Genomic DNA, 16,799 nt, shown 5'->3' with positions numbered 1-16,799 from the left:
TCGGGCCTCGCTCACTGGCGAGGTGGTACCGCGGCTGGTCGCGCGGTGGGCGGGTCGTCCGGCGGTGGGCTCGGTGGGGCGGTGGGTGTGGTCGGCGATCACGGCGCACCCGGTCGGGATCGTGGCGGCGCTCGTGTGTGCGTGGGGCGGTCTGCCGATGGCGGTGCTGCTCGGCGCGGTCGGTGCCGTGACGGGCGGGATTCTCGGTGCGTTCTCGGCGACGCCGCTCGGCGAAGGCGTGAAGGACCGCGTGTGGTTCGCGTTTGACCTGGTGATCCCGCTCCCGGTCCCCGTCGACCAGCTCATCCCGGATATCGCGTGGCAGGTGGGCATGATGCTGGGGATGCTCATCGGCGCGGCCTACGGGGGACTGACGCTGGCGTGGCTGGGTCTGTCGGGGCCGTACCAGCTGCTGTATGAGTCCGATCCGACGTGGCCGGTGTCCATGATGCTCGGGAACCTCGCCGCGGCGCTCACCCTCGGCGTCGCGTTCACGCTGGTCATGGTCGCCGCGGAGCGGTGGCGACTGACCCGGCTCGGTGGGGCGCGGGTCCCGAGTGCGCGCGAGGCCGACATGCTCGCCCCCGCTGTCGCCGAGGCCGCCCGGCTGCTCGGTGTCGCGTCGGTGCCGCACCTGCTCATCGCCGACGAGGGGCCCGCCGAGGCCGTCGCCCATACACGCCACCTGGTAGTGAGCCGGGCCCTGCTCACCGAGTGCGTCGGCGATACTGCGCGGCTTACTGCGCGCGTGGGGCGGGAGCTGATCCACTGGCGCGACGGGCACCCCGTGACACAGCTCTGGGTCCGGGGCGTGGCGCTCCCGCTGACCGTGGTCTACGAGGTCGCGTCGAGGCTCCTCGCGCCGTCGACCAACACCAGGGCGCGGCCCGCGACGCTGGTCGTGTATTTGCTGTTGTGGCCGTTCATCGTCACCGTGCAGCACGTCATGGTCTCGATCCAAGCCGGTTGGTGGAAGCGGGCCACGATGCGGGCCGACGCGACCGCGGCGGCGTGCGGCTGGGGCGGTGTGCTCGCCGACGTGCTCGCCGCCGGGCCTGTACCCGAGGCCCCGGGTGTGGTGACGTGGCGGCGGGCGTTCGATGTCACGCCGCCCGCTGAGGCCCGGATCGATGCCCTGGAGCGTGCCGGAGTCCCCCGACGCGACCTCGCCGACGACCTCGCCGAGGACGGACCACGAAGGGGCCGGCCCCGACTCCCGATGACCGACCTTCCCCAGCTCCGACGCCAGGAGGCCCCCGCCGATGCCGACTGACCACACCCCCGACACCGACACCGCCGAGGACGCCGCCGAGGTGTGCCGTCACGACGGCGCGCGCGCCGGAGCGCGGTTCTGTGCCTCCTGCGGTGCCGCCATCGCCGCGCCCGATCCCGTTGCGCCCGTGGAACCCGCATCGCGGGCGGGTATCCCGCACCGAGCCCCAGGGGCGCGGCGGCGGTTGCCGCGTCGAGTCGTGGTCCCCGTCGCCGCCGGGGCGGTGCTCGTGCTCGCCGCGGTCGGCGGCCTGTACCTCGTGCAGGGACAGCGGTACTCACCCGAGCAACCCGCCCGAGAGCTAGCCGAAGCCCTGGAGGCGGGTGACGGGCCCGCGGTCGCGGCGATTCTCGGCGTCGAGGCCGCAGACCACCCGATGCTCGCCGCCGGAGCCCTCGATACCGGCTACGAGGCCCCGACCGGCGTCGAGGTCGTCGGCGTCGAGTACGACACCGCCGGGCAGTGGGAGGGCACCGGAGACGGGACCTCGGTGCGCTGGGTCGAGGACTACACGCGCCGCCCGGACATGGACCACGCCACCGTGACACTCGCGTACTCCCTTGGGGGGCAGGCGTACACGGTGGACCTGGACGCGACGCGCGAGGGCACCGGGTGGGCGCGGCCCTGGAGCCTCAACCCCGCACCCCTGGAGACGACGGTCCGAGCGTCGGCGACGCGCGAGGGTGCCGTGCAGCTCGCCGCCGCGAGCGTCGACCAGACCGCCGAGGCCGCGCAGTGGGACGACGAGGACGACGCTCCCGGCCTCCTGGTGCTGCCGGGGGGCTACACCGCCACCGCGGCCGGGGACGGCCTCTGGAGCGACGCGCAGACCACGGTCGCGGTGCCGCTCGGCGAGGATGTTGCCGCGGTCCTGTCGGCCGACATCCGCCCCGACGCCGAGGACGCCGTCACCGCGGCCGTGGTCGCGCATATCGATGCGTGCGCCGCGGCGGGCGGGTACCCGGACGCATCGTGCGGGTGGCGCGAGGACACGGGCTGGATGACGATCATGCCCGCGGACACGCCCTGGAGCGTCGAGACCTACCCCGCCGTCGAGGTCGCGCCCGACTACGCCGGGGGACTAGAGGTCACCACGGTTACGCCGGGCACCGCGGTCGCGGAGTACGAGACGGCCGCCGGAGAGACGCGAACCATCACCGCCGACGTCCACGCCAACGGCATTGCCGCCCCCGGCGACGACGGGGCACCGGTCTACACCCCGCAGGCATGCGACATCGGCGCGTCCTACTGCTAGACCAGCCCAAACACTCGAAAACCGGCCCGCTGAGAGCCACTGTCGCGAAACCGCCCCTATCCCAGGTAGGGACACGCGCTGCAAGGCCCTCAGAATCGCTCTCAGCGGGTTGCGTTTCCGCAGGTCAGGGGCACTTTCGCTATCAGAGGGGCGAGCTGTCCATCAGGCCAACCGATCGGGTCTATTCTCGTACACGTGTTCCCCTGGGCTTACTTCTTGCTGTTCTCGACGTAGTCGACGAGACTTCTGCGCCCGACCGCTGGAAAGTATTGATCTGTTCTCTTGGGGTGTCCTCGACGTAGCGGGTGGGGCAGCCGAGCGTCCGCGCCCGGACCTGGGGCGTCTCGTATGGATCTGGTGTCGGTCCCCCGTTGCTCCTCCGATGCATGGAACCATTTGGTACCGAGCATCACGATAGGAGCATAATATGATGAAATCAATTCTCGCGTCCGCTTCAATAGTCGCTGCGGCCGCAGTACTCGCCGCCGCGCCGGCCCAGGCCGCCCCGTCGACCGAGGCGTCGCAGTCGTACCTCGTTCACCGCATCGAGATGCACATCGACGACTTCGGCGACGATAGCGACCGCTGCCTGGAGATCTACGGAAAACTGACCTACCGCGACGCCTCGGGGACCTGGCACACCTTCTGGGAAGCCTCCGACAGCGACTACGTCAAGGCATGCGCCGGTAACACCGATTACGCCACCTTCGTGCCCGACGAGTCGTTCACGGTCGAGCTCGGGTCAGGTCAGGCGATGGGCTTCGGTGCCCACCTGTACGACTACGACCCCACCGTGCTCGACAGGGACGAGCAACTCGCCAACGGCCACACCGACATTCGCCCGGGCGACGTCGACACCCGCCGCGACCGCCTCGGCTCCTTCGACCTCAAACTCGAAATGACCAAGTCCCGCGGCACCAACGCCGATGACGACGATGACGACGGCTACAACTACAACCGGGACGACTGGGACGTCGACTACGACGGCGACTACGACGGCGACGGCGACGGCGACGGCGGTTACGACTACGACTACGGCGATGACTACGGCGACTACGGCAACGGCGACGACGACTACACGGACGACCAATACGACTACAACAACTACACAGACGACTACACCGACGTTTACGACGACTACGACGACTACGACGACTACAGCGATGACTATCGCGACGATTACGACTACGACGGCGACTACGACTACTAGAGACCCGCGGACTGTGCGACGCCGTCGCCCCGCAGGCGACCTCCAGGTCCTCCTCGGCGAGGGCGACGGCGCGAACGGATCTCTGCGACACGGACACCGTCCACCACGCAAAAGCCCTGATCCGCGACTTGATACAGAGGCGAACTCAGGGGAACATATGATCGAATATCCACCGCATTCGCGGCGCTTCCGCGTCTCCGCCGTGGGCGGCACCCTGGAGCCTTTGGCTTATGGGCTCGTGCTCGGGTGGGCATGGGAGGACGGCCGCGTGTTCGTCCGAGTCTGGGGCCGCCAGGGACGCCCCGACCCAGGAGCACGCTTCGAGGATCTATGGTTCGGCACGCTCGGCGAGTGCCTCGCCGCACTCGGCGGCGAGTCCAAACTCTGGTGGACGGACACACCATGGCCGATCCACGCATGGACCCTAGAGCCAATGTCTGAGACTCCATAGGAGTCTTGCGCGAAGGTACCCGAGGCGTTCTGCACGCCAAGCCCCCCTGATCCCGACTCCTAAGTAAGAGTGATGTAAGAATTTACCTTGGGAAATGCTTGCGCCCCAGGTCAACCGTGGTTCGTTGACCGGTCTTGAAAACCGCCGTGGGTGTCACAACCCACCGTGGGTTCGAATCCCACCTTCTCCGCCACACCGCCCCGCCCCCGCGCCGAGGGCATGAAAAAGGACTCAGCACCCCGGCACGGTGCTGAGTCCAGGAATAGAGTAACCCCATGGCGCAACATGCTTCACTTCCGGGTCGGGATATTCACAGAATCGTTACCATGGCGCGCCGCTGCGAGGAGGCCGACGGCATCGCCCCCTTCAACGAGCAGACCACCCTCGCCATGTCGATGAACCCCGACAAGCACCGCAGGCATTTCGTTGTGCCCCTGAATGATTCGGTGGTCGCGTACGCGGGCGCGCAGGTCGTCGGAGACGTCGCCGAAGCGGAGCTGGCGGTCGATCCGGCCCATCGGCGCAAGGGCGTCGGGGGCCGGCTGCTGGACTCGGTCCTGGACTGGATCGGCCCGTCCGCGACCGAGCTCCGCATCTGGGGCCACGGCGACCTGGCGTCCTCGCGGGGGTTCGCGGCGTCCCGGGGCTTCGATCGCTCGCGGGTGCTGTTCCAGTTCTCGCGGAGCCTCGAAGGGTTCCCGTGGCCCGCAGGCTGGCCCGCGGGCGCGGGGAGGAACTGGCCGGTCGGCGACGCCCCGGCGGCGTCGCTCGCGGACGGCGTCCGCCTGCGGCCGTTCAGGACCGGTCAGGACGAGGCCGAGTGGCTGCGGGTGAACGCGGCGGCGTTCGCCGACCACCCCGAGCAGGGCCGCTGGACTGCGGCGGATCTGCGTGCGCGCGAGAAGGAGTCCTGGTTCGACCCGGACGGCCTGCTGGTCGCCGAGGACGACGAGGGGATGCTCGGGTTCCACTGGACCAAAGTGGAGGGCGGCGTCGGCGAGGTGTACGTGCTGGGCGTCGACCCGCGCGCGCAGGGGACGGGCCTGGGCCGGACGCTCACGCTCGCGGGGCTCGCCCACCTTGCGGCGCACGGCATCCGGCAGGTGGACCTGTACGCGGACGAGTCGAACACGCGGGCCGTGGGCCTCTACCGCAAGCAGGGCTTCGAGGTCGTGCGCACGGACGTGCAGTGGTCGAAGGCGCTCCGCTGACGCGTTAACGCGCGGGTGAGCGCCCCGGCGGGGTAGTCCTCTTCGCCGGGCAGGACCAGGCGGGCCTCGCCCTCGCGGAGGCTGACGCGCGGCAGGATCGGCGCCATCTCGCGCTGCTCGGCGGCGGCGAAGACCTCGCCGACGGTGGAGTAGCGGGAGAGCTCGGCGAGGACCGTGGCCTCGGGCATGGACATCTGGCCGCCGTACTGGCAGACGGCCTGCTCGGGGCCGATCCAGGTGGCGTACTCGGGTTCGCGCACGCGGATGCGCGGTTGGAAGCCCTCGGCGAGGGTCGCGACGTAGATCCACGTGTCGAAGCGGACGGGCTCGTACTCGGGGGTGACCCACCGGGCCCAGGCCCGCTGGAGGGCGACCATCGCGCCGGTCTCCTCCTCGACGGCCCGCACGCCGGTCATGGCGACGTCGGGGTCGTCGGGCTTGTGGCGCCCGCCGGGGAACCCGTAGAGGGACCCGCGCGGGCCCGTGCCGGAGCGCTCGAAGGAGGCGTCCACATCCAGGTGCGCCCAGCGCTCGCGGGCGGTGGCCCCGGGCAGGTCGGCGCGGCCGATCGCGGGGAGCCCGAACGGCTCCTTCGCGGCGTGCCGCAGCAGGAACACGCGCAGCGGGGCCTCGCGCAGGAGGACGACGACGGCGGCGCGCTCGGGTTCGGCGGGGGCGCCCTGCTCCTTGAGTCGGGCGAGCGCCCGGGCGGCCGACGCGGAGTCGACCGCCCTGAAGTCCCACTTCCCGAAGCGCTGTACGGACATGCACTTCACGCTAGTGCAATCGCGGGCGGCGCCGGTGCGCAACGGGAGAAACGGACGCGGCCCGGTCCGAGGGACCGGGCCGCGTCGCGCGAGCGCTAGCCGAGGAACTGGATGGGCAGGTAGAAGAGCGCGCCCACCAGCGCGGCGATCGGGAACGTGATGATCCAGGCGATGACGATGGAGCGGGCGACGCCCCACCGGACCGCGCGCCTGCCGCCGGTCGAGCCGACGCCCATGATCGCGGAGGTGATCGTGTGGGTGGTGGAGATCGGGGCGCCGAGCAGCCACGTGTTCGCGTACAGGACCGCGGAGGCCACGGTCTCGGCCGCGAAGCCCTGGGGCGGGCCGAGGTCGATGATGCGGCGCCCGAGGGTCTTGATGATCCGCCAGCCGCCCGCGTAGGTGCCCGCGGCCATGACGGCGGCGGCGACCCAGTAGACCCACTGGGGGATGTGCTCGGCGTTGTCCTGCATGCCGCCGACGTAGAGGGCGAGGACGATGACGCCGATGATCTTCGCGGCGTCCTGCATGCCGTGGCCGAGGGCCATCGCGGCCGCGGAGACGGTCTGCGCGTGGCGGAAGCCGCGGTTGAGCTTGTCGGGGCGCCCGCGCCGGAACAGCCAGTAGACGGCGATCATGACCAGGAAGCCGAGGACGAAGCCGACGACGGGCGAGATGATCGTGGGCAGCACGATCTTGTCGACGATGCCGTGCCACAGCACCCAGTCGTTCGCGTTGCCGGTGATGATGAGGCCGCCGGCCATGGTCGCGCCGACGATGCCGCCGAACAGCGAGTGCGACGAGGACGTCGGCAGCCCGAAGTACCAGGTGGTGAAGTTCCACGCGATGGCGCCGAGGAGGCCGGCCATCACGATGAGGAGCCCTTCGATGCCGGTGGGCAGGACCACGAGGCCCTCGGCGACGGTCTTGGCGACCTTCGCGCCGAGGTGCGCGCCGATGAAGTTGCCGATCGCGGCCATGCCGAGTGCGACCCGGGGCCGCAGCGCCCGGGTCGAGATCGAGGTGGCGATGGCGTTCGCCGAGTCGTGGAAGCCGTTCGTGTAGCCGAAGAGGAGCGCCGCGGCGATGCAGAGGAATACCGCGATGGTCACTGTGTCCACGGTCAGGATTCCTTGACGTAGACGGACTCGACCACGTTGGAGACCGACTCGAACGAGTCGCACGCGGCTTCGAGCTCGTCGCCGACCTCTTTGAGCTTCATGACCGTCAGGGCCTCGTACTCGCCGGAGTAGAGGCGGACCAGGAGCATCCGGTAGGCGCGGTCGCCGTCGTTCTCCAGGCGGTTGCACTCGACCCAGAAGTCCTGCATGGAGGAGTTGAGGCCCTTGAGCTTCGGCATGTACTCCACGAGCAGGTCGGCCTGCTGGGCGAGGACGGTGATCTGCTCGATCATCTCGCGCGGCAGGGCCGGGAGGTCGGAGAGGCCGTACAGGTAGACCAGGTTCGCGGCGGCCTCGATGTGGTCGAGGATGTCGTCGAGCTTCCCGGCCAGGTGGTACATGTCGGTGCGGTCCATCGGGGTGACGAACGTGGAGTTCACCTTGTTGAACAGGCGGTGCGTCAGCTGGTCGTTGTCGTGCTCGACGTCGACGAGGCGCTCGGAGATCTTCTGGAAGTCGGGCGCGTCGTCGCCCAGCTCCGAAAGGATCCCCACGCCGCGGCGGATGTTGTCCGCGGCGTCGTTGAAGAAGGCGTAGAACGCGTCGTCCTGAGGCTTCAGCGAGAACCGCACCGGGCACCCCTGCTTTCGGTCGCTTTGACTGTCCTCACTGTACCGAGAAGGCAAGGGGACGGCTGGAAATCGTCACGCCGAAGTTAACATCCAGGTGAACGTGACACAAGCTTGCGAAGTTCCCTGTGTGAGACTCCACGAAACCGCTCTAAGCTGGGGTTATGCAAATGTTCGAGTGAAGTTCATGGATTGTTAACCTTCGGTCGCGGCGGCGTCCGCGAGGCGGTTCAGCGCCCCCGCCACCGAATCCGACTTCGTCGTGTACCAGAACGGCGGCAGCGAGTCCCGCATGAACTTCCCGTACGAGCGGTTCGTCTGGAGCCGCGAGTCGAGGATCGCCACCACCCCGCGGTCCGTGGTCCGCCGGATCAGCCGCCCGGCCCCCTGCGCGAGCCGGATCGCCGCCGCGGGCACCGACACCTCCGCGAAGCCCGAGCGGCCCGCCGCGTCCGCGGCCTCCGACCTCGCCGCCGTCAGCGGCTCCGTCGGCCGCGGGAACGGGATGCGGTCCACCACGACCAGGCGGCACGTCATGCCCGGCACGTCCACGCCCTGCCACAGCGACATGACCCCGAGCAGGCACGTCGAGTCCTCCTCCTTGAACCGCTTCACGAGCGACCCGAGGGTCTCCTCCCCCTGGAGCAGGATCGAGTAGTCGGTCTTGGCGCGCAGCAGCTCCGCCGCGGCCTCCGCGGCCCGCTTGGACGAGAACAGGCCCAGGGTCGCGCCGCGGCTGGCCTCCACCAGGCGCAGCAGCTCCTTGCCCGCGTCGTCCGACAGGCCCGACGCGGTCGGGCGCGGCAGCGCCGCCGCCACGTACAGGATGCCCTGCTTCGCGTAGTCGAACGGCGAGCCGACGTCGAGCGACGTCCAGCCGTGCCCGTCCGCGGGCAGGCCGATGTTCCGCGCGACCGTGTCGAATTTCCCGCCGAGCGTCAGCGTCGCCGACGCCGCGATCACCGTCCGGTCCTCGTACAGCATCGCCGACAAGAGGCCCCCGACCGACAGCGGCGCGGCGACCAGCGTGGGGCCGTTCGGCTCCGCCCAGATCACGTCGTCCCCGGCCGGGCCGATGCACCGGCCCGCAGTCTCCACCGCCTCCACCAGGCCGGCCTTGAGCTGCTGGGCGCTCAGCTGCTTCTTCGTCTCCGCGTCCAGCGCGGACAGGTGGGTCGTGGCCTTGACGCACGAGGCGTTGACGAGGTTGAGCGCCTCCGTGAGCGGCGCGGGCAGCTCCCCGGAGAACCGCTGCTCCCCCGCCATGTTCAGCGCGTTCTCCAGCGAGTCGGCGGCCTCCCGGATCTGGTCGGCCACATCGGTGTCGATGAGGCGCCGGCCCCGCTGCGCGAGCCACCGCAGCCGCGCCGGATGCAGCTCCGCGCGCGCCGCGTTCGTGACCCGGTCGACGAGTTCGTGCGCCTCGTCGACGATGAGCACCTGGTGCTCGGGCAGCACCGACCGCTCGTTCATCATGTCGATCGACAGCAGCGCGTGGTTCGTGACGACGATGTCCGCCTCGTGCGCGCGGGCCCGCGCGAGCTCCGCGAAGCAGTCGGGGCCCTGCGCGCAGTCCTTCGCGCCCGGGCACTCGCTCGACGTGGTCGACCCCTGCTTCCACGCCCGGTCGCTCACGCCCGGGTCGAGGTCGTCGCGGTCCCCGGTGTCGGTGTCGTTCGCCCAGTCGTACAGGCGCTGCACCTGCTTCGCGAACGACGCCTGCTGCCCGGCCCACTTGAGCTGCTCGGTCCCTTCGAGCATCCCCTCGTCCTCTTCCTCGTCGCCCGCGATCTTGCGCTTGCAGAGGTAGTTGTGGCGCCCCTTGAGGAGCGCGAACGAGGGCTTGCGGCCCAGGACCGGCGCCACGGCCTCCACCAGGCGCGGCAGGTCCACGGCCACCAGCTGGTGCTGGAGCGCGAGCGTCGCGGTCGACACGACCACGGTCTTGCCCGTGGCGAGCGCCGCGCACAGGTACGCGAGGGACTTCCCCGTCCCGGTGCCCGCCTGCACGAGCAGGTGCTTCCCGGAGTCGACCGCGGTGGCGACGGCCGCGCACATCTCGCGCTGGCCGTCGCGGGACGCGCCGCCGGGGGTGGCCGCGACGGCGGCGTCGAGGATCTTCAGGGCTTCGGCGTCGGCGCTCATCCTTCCCGGGCCGCCCGCTCGCCGGCGTCGATCGGGTCGCCGTCGGCGTGGGCGGCCTCGACGGTCGCCTCGCCTTCGTCCAGGCCGCGGGCCTGGGCTTCGCGGCGCGCGTCGCGGAAGCGGTTGAGCGCCCTGACGGTGCCGTTGACGATCGCGAGGAGCGGCACGGCGACGAGCGCGCCGACGATGCCCCACACGAAGCCGCCCGCGGTGACCGCGAGGACGATCGCGAGCGGGTGGAGCTTCACGGCGCGGCTCATCAGGAACGGCTGGAGCAGGTTCGATTCGAGCTGCTGCACGGCCAGGACGATACCGAGGACGATGAGCGCGTTGACGAGTCCGTTCTCGGTGCCCACGAGCGCGACGACGACGGCGACCGCGCCCGAGACGGTGGCGCCGATGATCGGGATGAACGCGCCGAGGAACACGAGCGTCGTCAGCGGCAGCCACAGCGGGATGTCGAGGAGCCGCAGGCCCAGGCCGATGAAGATCGCGTCGACCGCGGCGACGACCACGACGGTGCGCATGTACTGCACGAGCGTCGACCAGCCCGCGCCGCCCGCGTAGCGGAGCGACTCGGTGGCGGGGCGCGGGAGCCAGCCGGTGAGGAAGGTCCAGATGCGGCGGCCGTCGCGGATGAAGAAGTAGGTGGTGAACAGGACCAGGAACAGGCCGGTGACGAAGTTCCCGAGGCCCGAGGCCGTCGAGCCCGCGACGTCGAGTCCGGTCTGGACGATCGTCTGCTGGTTCTCGCTGTACCAGTTGGTGATGTTGTCCTGGACGTCGGCGAGGACTTCGGCGACTTGCGCGCCGTCGAGGCCCCACGGGCCGGATTCGAGCCAGGCCTGGGCGTCGCGCAGGCCCTTGACGATCGAGTCGTAGAAGTCGGGCACGCCCGCGATGAACTGCTGGATCACGAACGCGATCACCGAGGAGACGACCGCGAGCCCGGCGACGAGCATGAGGATCGAGGCGAGGGACTTGTTCCAGCCGTGGCGGATCAGCCACGCCGCGGGCGGCTGGAGCATCGCGGCCAGCAGGAACGAGATGACGACGGGGATGACGACCGTGGTGACCTGGCTGAGCAGGTACAGGACCACGGCGAGCAGCGCCCCGATGACGAGCAGCCGCCACGACCACGCGGCGCCGACGACCAGTCCCGTGGGGACGTACCGGCGCTCCGGGTCCTCCCCGACCGCGGCCGCGGGCTCCACTGGCGGCAGGTCCGCCCCGCCCCCGCCGACGTCCGGCTCCTCGTCGGCGCGCCCTGCGACGGCGCGCTCGGCGACCGGGTTGAGGCGCATGCCGATCCACAGCTGTCTGGCCCGGGCGGTGGTGCGGCGGAATCGGCTCACGGTGTCTCCAAGGACGGTTCCTCCGAAAGGAGGCGGGTGCAACGTCACCACGTACCGTACCGGTTCGGTGCGACCATCCCCATCCAGCCAGCACCACCGAGACCGGTCTTGCAGGCGCCACCACCCGGGGCCCGCGGTAGGCTCGGGCGCTGTGACCGAAACACCGTTGGACTCGACGACCGGCCTGCCCGTGCGGCTCCTCCACGACCGCCTGCTCGTGCGCGAGGACGCCGATTCGGAGCGCCGCTCGGCCGCCGGGATCGTCATCCCCGCGACCGCCCAGATGGGCCGCCGCCTGCACTGGGCCGCGGCCGTCGGCGTCGGGCCGCTCGTGCGCTCCGTCGAGAACGGCGACCGCGTCCTGTTCGACCCCGAGGACAAGGCCGAGGTCGAGATCCAGGGCCGCACCTACATCCTCCTGCGCGAGCGCGACATCCACGCCGTCGCCGCCAAACGCGTCGACAACGACGGCACCGGGCTCTACCTCTGATGCGCGTCGCGGTCACCGGCCTCGGCCTCATCGGCGGGTCGGCCGCCCTCGCGCTCGCCGACGCCGGGCACGACGTCGTCGGCCACGACCCCGACCCCGCGGTCCGCGAAGCCGCCGCCGCGCACTTCCCCGTCACCGCCGACCCGGCCGGCCTCCTCGACGCCGACGTCGCGGTCGTCGCCGCCCCCGTCAAGCACCTCGCCGCCGTCGCCGAGACCCTCGCGGGCTTCCGCGGCCTCGTCACCGACACCGCCTCCGTCAAGGCCGATGCCGCCCGCGCCTTCGCCGCCCAGCCGCGCTTCGTCGGCGGACACCCCATGGCGGGCAAGGAGACCGCGGGCTTCGCCAGCGCCGAGCCGGGCCTGTTCCGCGGCCGCGTGTGGGTCCTGTGCCTCGAAGCCGAGACGAACCTGGACGACTGGCTGCTGCTCGCGCGCCTGTGGACCTCGATCGGCGCCCGCGTCGTCCCGGCCCGCGCCGACGACCACGACGCCGCGGCCGCCCGCATCTCGCACCTGGAGCACCTCGTCGCGGCCGCGCTGGTCCTCGTCGCCGACGACCCGCTGTCGCGCACGCTCGCGGCCGGGTCGTTCCGCGACGGGACGCGCGTCGCGGCCAGCCCGACCGCGCTGTTCGCAGGGATGGTCGAGGGCAACCGCGGGATGCTGGAGCTCGCGCTCGACGACCTCGGCGAGGAGCTCGGGACCGCGCACCAGCACCTCGCCGAGTACCGACAGGACCCCGAGCGGATCGCCGCGTGGTTCGACCGGGCGCGGGCGAAGCGCGCGGCGTGGCCGCCCGAGCCCGGGGAGGCCGAGCGCGTGCCCCTGACGCGCGAGGCGCTGCTGGAGCTGGGGGCCGCGGGCGGCTGGGTCGAGGCCGTGGAAAGTGAGGTCGCGATCGGGCGGCGACCTCGCGTACAGTCCACTTCATGAGAAAAATCGATCAGATTGCCGATCAGTACGTCGAGGACGCCATCGCCCTCAGCCCGATGAACGCCACCGCGATGGGCGTCCCGGGCCACGATCACGAGCTCGATGACCTCTCACCCGCCGGGTTCGCCGCCTTCGCCGACCTGGAGCGGCGCACGATCGCGGCGCTGGAGGCCGCGGAGCCGGTCGACGAGCGCGAGCGCGTCGCCAAGGAGGCCATCCTGGAGCGGCTGCGGCTGAGCCTGGAGCGGTACGAGGCCGGGGACGCCTACCTGGAGCTGAACGTCCTGTCGTCGAGCGTCCACAACGTGCGCCAGATCTTCGACCTGATGCCGAAGGACGGGAAGGTCGCGGCCGAGAACATCGCGGCCCGCCTGGCCGCCGTCACCGAGGCGTTCAAGCAGTACACCGAGACGCTGCGCGCCGAGGCCGCCGCGGGCCGGGTCGCGGCCAAGCGGCAGGTCCTGGAGGTCGCCACCCACTGCGACAACTGGAACGGCTCCAAGGGGCCCGGCACCGACTTCTGGGCGAACCTGATCAGCTCGGTGACGATCGACGGCGAGCCGATCACCTCCGGGCCGCTGAAGATCGCCCTGGGCAACAGCGCGGCCTGGGCCCGCGCGGCGACCCACAACTTCGCGCGCTTCCTGCGCGAGGAGCTGGCCCCGCAGGCGCCGGAGAAGGACGCGGTCGGGCGCGACCGCTACTCGCGGGCGTCGCGCTACTTCATCGGCGCGGCGATCGACCTGGAGGAGACGTACGCGTGGGGCTGGCAGGAGCTGGCCCGCATCGAGGCGGACATGCGCGCCACGTGCGAGCGGATCAAGCCGGGCGCGTCGATCGAGGAGGTCGTGGCGTTCCTCGACCAGGACGCCGACGAGAACTTCACCGACAAGAACCTGTTCCGCGACTGGATGCAGGAACTCGCCGACTCCACGATCGCCGACCTCGCCGACAAGCACTTCGACATCCCCGAGCAGATCCGCACGATCGACTGCAAGATCGCGCCGACCGAGGACGGGGCGATCTACTACACCGGCCCGAGCGAGGACTTCACGCGTCCGGGCGCGATGTGGTGGTCGGTGCCGGAGGGCCAGAAGCTGTTCGGCAAGTGGCGCGAGAAGTCCACGGTGTACCACGAGGGCGTGCCCGGCCACCACCTCCAGGTGGGGCAGACGATGGCCCGCACGGAGCTGCTCAACCGGTTCCAGCGCCAGATGATGTGGTGCTCGGGCCACGGCGAGGGCTGGGCCCTGTACTCCGAGCGGCTCATGGACGAGCTCGGGTACTACGACGACGACCCGGCCGGGCGCCTGGGCATGCTCGACGCGCAGTCGTTCCGCGCCGCCCGCGTCATCGTCGACATCGGCCTCCACTGCGAGTTCACCATCCCCGAGGACAACCCGTTCGGCTGGCGTCCGGGCGAGGAGTGGGACGGCGAGAAGATGTTCGAGTTCATGAAGGCGCACACCCGCACCATCGAGGACGACATGCTGTCCTTCGAGCGCAACCGCTACCTCGGCTGGGCCGGCCAGGCCCCGTCCTACAAGGTCGGCGAGCGCCTCTGGATGCAGGCCCGCGAGGACTACAAGGCCCGCAAGGGCGCCGACTTCTCGCTCAAGCAGTTCCACACCGACGCCCTCAACCTCGGCTCGATGGGCCTCGACCCGTTCCGCGAGTCCCTGGCGCGCCTCTAGGCACCCGTTCTCGGCCTCGACCGCTGCTCACGCGTGGTCGAGGCCGAGTTCCATCTCCGGGCTGCCGAACCAGGCGCGGAGCCGGTCGGCGCCGCGGCGCATCGCGGCGATCTCGGCGGCGGTGAAGCCGCGCACCCGCCACGTCTCGATGACCACGCGGTCCTTCTTCACTGCGGCCTTCCAGTTCCCGACCACCTGGCCGTCCAGGAGGATCGCGGAGGTGAACCGCGGCCGGTCGGGGAACAGCGCGCGCGACACCGAGTGGTGCAGGACCAGGTCCTTGGAGTCGGTGTAGGAGCACAGCATCTCGTCGTAGCCCTGCACGAAGTCCACGACGGGCCCGCCGTCCTCCGGCTCGGGCCGCTCGCCCTCGTAGTAGAAGACGCGGTCGTCGTAGCGCAGCTCGCGCAGGCCCGACCCGCCGAGCAACAGCTCGTCTACGGCGGCTTTCGCGTCGGCCACCTTCAGGGTCGCCCAGCGGGTGAAGTCCTTCACGGTGGCGGGGCCCCGGGAGGCGAAGAACCGGCGCGCGAGCTCCCGGATCGCCTCGTCCTTGCCGATCGCGCCGGCGGGGACGCGCTCGTCGAAGCTCGCATAGGTCTGCTTGCCGTCCTTCGGGTCCCCCGAGCAGATCACCGCCGACACCTCGGCGTGCATGAGCAGGTGCCCCAGCCGCTGCCCGGACGCTCCGGCGATCCCGGCCGCTTCGAGGGCCTCCCCGGCCTCCTCCCGCGTCAGGTGCCTCCCGCCCGCGGTCGCGGCCGCGAGCGCCTCGGTGGCGCGCTCGTGCGTGCGCAGGTCGATGCCGATCCCGCGGCTGCCGTTCACGATGACCTGCATGACCCGGTCGCCGCTGGCGGCGATGAGCATCCGCAGGTCCGCCGCGGGGACGGTGTGCCAGGTGGTCCGCAGGACGTGCGTGCGCAGGACGCGGCCCTGCTCGATGAGCGAGTCGACGCCGCCGGCGCCCGCGTACGCGAGGCCGTCCCCGTCCGGTTTCGCGCGCATCGCGGGCGTGAGCTTCGAGGGCTGGTACTCCTGCGACTGGACGGCGGCGAGGTGCTCGAACGCGTCCCACGGCGTCGCGAGGCGCTCGCCCCACAGCCGCTGCGAACGGGCGCGCCAAGCGGCGACGGCCGCCGGGGTGAGGTCTCGGGTGGGTGTCGGCATTCGCTCATGCTAGCGGGAGAAGGCGACATGAGCCCTCCGCCGAACCACCCGCCCCAGGGGCTCCGATGGCCGGAATCACGGGTGGTTCCTCTGCTCAGACGGGTGGACGCGGTTGCGAGGAGCAAGCACAATTGCGGCATGTCCCTTCCGAACGCGGTCCTCAGGCTCTCCACCGACGTCCTCGCCGACCTCAACGACGACGAACGCCTCGCCTTCGCGTACGCGCACGGCCCGGCCCTGTCCGGCTTCGGTGAAGACGCCGAGCTCGTGTGCGTGTGGGAGACCGCCGAGGTCCCGGAGGACGCGACCGGCGAGGCGGTGCACCTCACGGTCGCCCGCTTCCAGGAGCTCCTCGACGCGCTCGGCCGCGGCGAGGGCTGGGAGCACCCCTCCTCCGAAGCCCTCAAGGTCATCGGCGCGTTCGCGGAGGGCACGCTCCTCGCCGACGACTCCGAACTCGGCTCCAAGGCCCGCGCCGAGGTGACCGAGTTCCCGCAGTCCCTCGCCGACGCGTCCCGCGAGACCGTCGCCGCCGAGGCCGAGACCCTCGCCACCCGCCTCGCCGAATCCACCGACCCCTGGGACACCGCCGAGACCCTCACCTCCGGCCTCCACCGCGCCTATGTCGCCCTCTTCGCCGCAGCCGGCTACTTCTTCCCCGGCCACCCCAACCGCGCCGATTTCGTGGCCCGCTACCTCCTCGGCGACGAGGTCCCCGAAGCCGAAACCGCAGTCTGGGCAGCCGTAGGCACCGACACCCTCCCCGAGGCTTGGCGCACCTTCGCAAAGACGGTCCTGGACAACTGCTGACCGATCATCTGACTACAGATCAGAAGGTTGGGGGTTCGAATCCAGGCGGGGACCAATCCGCCCATGATGACCCACAGCACACCACCGAACCCGGTTGCAGGCGCGATCCCGAGCCAGGTAAGGTTATGCCCGGCCTGCTCAACCGGGCCAAGAGCGCCGCTAGCTCAACGGATAGAGCATCTGACTACGGATCAGAAGGTTGGGGGTTCGAATCCCTCGCGGCGCACCACACAAGAAAGCCGGGTCATCGACCCGGCTTTCCTGCTGTCCGGGGTCGGGCAAG

At 70.7% G+C, this 16,799-nt stretch carries 14 protein-coding genes and 1 tRNA gene; 9 read left to right on the top strand and 6 right to left on the bottom strand.

Going from position 1 to position 16,799, the window contains the following annotated elements; all coding sequences use genetic code 11:
- The 4 genes from WA640_RS27535 to mshD form a co-directional block, all read left to right on the top strand.
- A partial coding sequence (locus WA640_RS27535; RefSeq protein ID WP_335992061.1) for a hypothetical protein occupies window positions 1-1,273 on the top strand: 1,273 nt, incomplete at its 5' end.
- A gap of 199 nt (window positions 1,274-1,472) precedes the next feature.
- Window positions 1,473-2,528 (top strand): hypothetical protein, encoded by a 1,056-nt coding sequence (locus WA640_RS27530; protein ID WP_335992060.1) that lies wholly within the window; start codon window positions 1,473-1,475, stop codon window positions 2,526-2,528.
- A 427-nt stretch (window positions 2,529-2,955) separates the two neighbouring features.
- Complete coding sequence (locus tag WA640_RS27525; RefSeq protein ID WP_335992059.1) at window positions 2,956-3,738, top strand: hypothetical protein; 783 nt, start codon at window positions 2,956-2,958, stop codon at window positions 3,736-3,738.
- A 777-nt stretch (window positions 3,739-4,515) separates the two neighbouring features.
- Window positions 4,516-5,400, top strand: coding sequence for a mycothiol synthase (gene mshD, locus WA640_RS27520; RefSeq protein ID WP_335992058.1), 885 nt, complete (start codon window positions 4,516-4,518; stop codon window positions 5,398-5,400).
- Here mshD and WA640_RS27515 read toward each other — a convergent pair.
- From WA640_RS27515 to WA640_RS27495, 5 genes are all read right to left on the bottom strand, one after another.
- Window positions 5,337-6,167: a hypothetical protein gene (locus tag WA640_RS27515; protein ID WP_335992057.1), complete on the bottom strand. Its 831-nt coding sequence runs from the start codon at window positions 6,165-6,167 to the stop codon at window positions 5,337-5,339. The two genes, mshD and WA640_RS27515, sit on opposite strands and share 64 nt — an antisense overlap.
- Window positions 6,168-6,262: 95 nt before the next feature.
- The gene (locus WA640_RS27510) at window positions 6,263-7,288 is read right to left on the bottom strand and encodes an inorganic phosphate transporter (RefSeq protein WP_106363077.1); all 1,026 of its coding nucleotides are present in this window, start codon (window positions 7,286-7,288) and stop codon (window positions 6,263-6,265) included.
- Window positions 7,289-7,290: 2 nt separating this feature from the next.
- A complete protein-coding gene (locus tag WA640_RS27505) occupies window positions 7,291-7,920 on the bottom strand; it encodes a DUF47 domain-containing protein (RefSeq protein ID WP_106363076.1) in 630 nt (209 codons plus the stop codon).
- Between the two features lie 192 nt (window positions 7,921-8,112).
- Window positions 8,113-10,062: an ATP-dependent DNA helicase gene (locus WA640_RS27500; RefSeq protein WP_335992056.1), complete on the bottom strand. Its 1,950-nt coding sequence runs from the start codon at window positions 10,060-10,062 to the stop codon at window positions 8,113-8,115.
- Window positions 10,059-11,417 carry an AI-2E family transporter gene (locus WA640_RS27495; protein WP_335992054.1) on the bottom strand — a complete coding sequence of 453 codons (1,359 nt, stop codon included), beginning with the start codon at window positions 11,415-11,417 and terminating at the stop codon, window positions 10,059-10,061. The genes WA640_RS27500 and WA640_RS27495 overlap by 4 nt, the downstream gene beginning before the upstream one ends.
- 151 nt (window positions 11,418-11,568) lie before the next feature.
- Between WA640_RS27495 and WA640_RS27490 the strand changes: the two genes are divergently transcribed.
- Genes WA640_RS27490 through WA640_RS27480 form a run of 3 tightly spaced genes read left to right on the top strand, consistent with a single transcriptional unit; the run spans window position 11,569 to window position 14,536 of the window.
- Window positions 11,569-11,907 carry a GroES family chaperonin gene (locus WA640_RS27490; protein WP_335992053.1) on the top strand — a complete coding sequence of 113 codons (339 nt, stop codon included), beginning with the start codon at window positions 11,569-11,571 and terminating at the stop codon, window positions 11,905-11,907.
- The gene (locus tag WA640_RS27485; RefSeq protein WP_335992052.1) at window positions 11,907-12,842 is read left to right on the top strand and encodes a prephenate dehydrogenase; all 936 of its coding nucleotides are present in this window, start codon (window positions 11,907-11,909) and stop codon (window positions 12,840-12,842) included. The genes WA640_RS27490 and WA640_RS27485 overlap by 1 nt, the downstream gene beginning before the upstream one ends.
- Window positions 12,839-14,536, top strand: a complete 1,698-nt coding sequence (locus tag WA640_RS27480) for a DUF885 domain-containing protein (protein WP_335992050.1) — start codon at window positions 12,839-12,841, stop codon at window positions 14,534-14,536. Before WA640_RS27485 ends, WA640_RS27480 begins: the two co-directional genes overlap by 4 nt.
- Before the next feature lie 27 nt (window positions 14,537-14,563).
- Here the strand turns inward: WA640_RS27480 and WA640_RS27475 are convergent, their stop codons facing one another.
- On the bottom strand, window positions 14,564-15,706 hold the full coding sequence (locus tag WA640_RS27475; RefSeq protein ID WP_335992049.1) for a winged helix DNA-binding domain-containing protein: 1,143 nt from the start codon (window positions 15,704-15,706) through the stop codon (window positions 14,564-14,566).
- A 138-nt stretch (window positions 15,707-15,844) separates the two neighbouring features.
- Between WA640_RS27475 and WA640_RS27470 the strand changes: the two genes are divergently transcribed.
- Together WA640_RS27470 and WA640_RS27465 are read left to right on the top strand one after the other, a co-directional pair.
- A complete protein-coding gene (locus WA640_RS27470; protein ID WP_335992048.1) occupies window positions 15,845-16,516 on the top strand; it encodes a hypothetical protein in 672 nt (223 codons plus the stop codon).
- Window positions 16,517-16,669: 153 nt separating this feature from the next.
- Window positions 16,670-16,745 (top strand) — tRNA-Arg (locus WA640_RS27465).
- Window positions 16,746-16,799 lie beyond the last annotated feature (54 nt).

The sequence above is a fragment of the Glycomyces sp. MUSA5-2 genome, from assembly GCF_037034145.1.
Taxonomy (GTDB): Bacteria; Actinomycetota; Actinomycetes; order Mycobacteriales; family Micromonosporaceae; genus Glycomyces; species Glycomyces artemisiae.
This window is presented reverse-complemented; position numbering and strand designations above follow the sequence as displayed.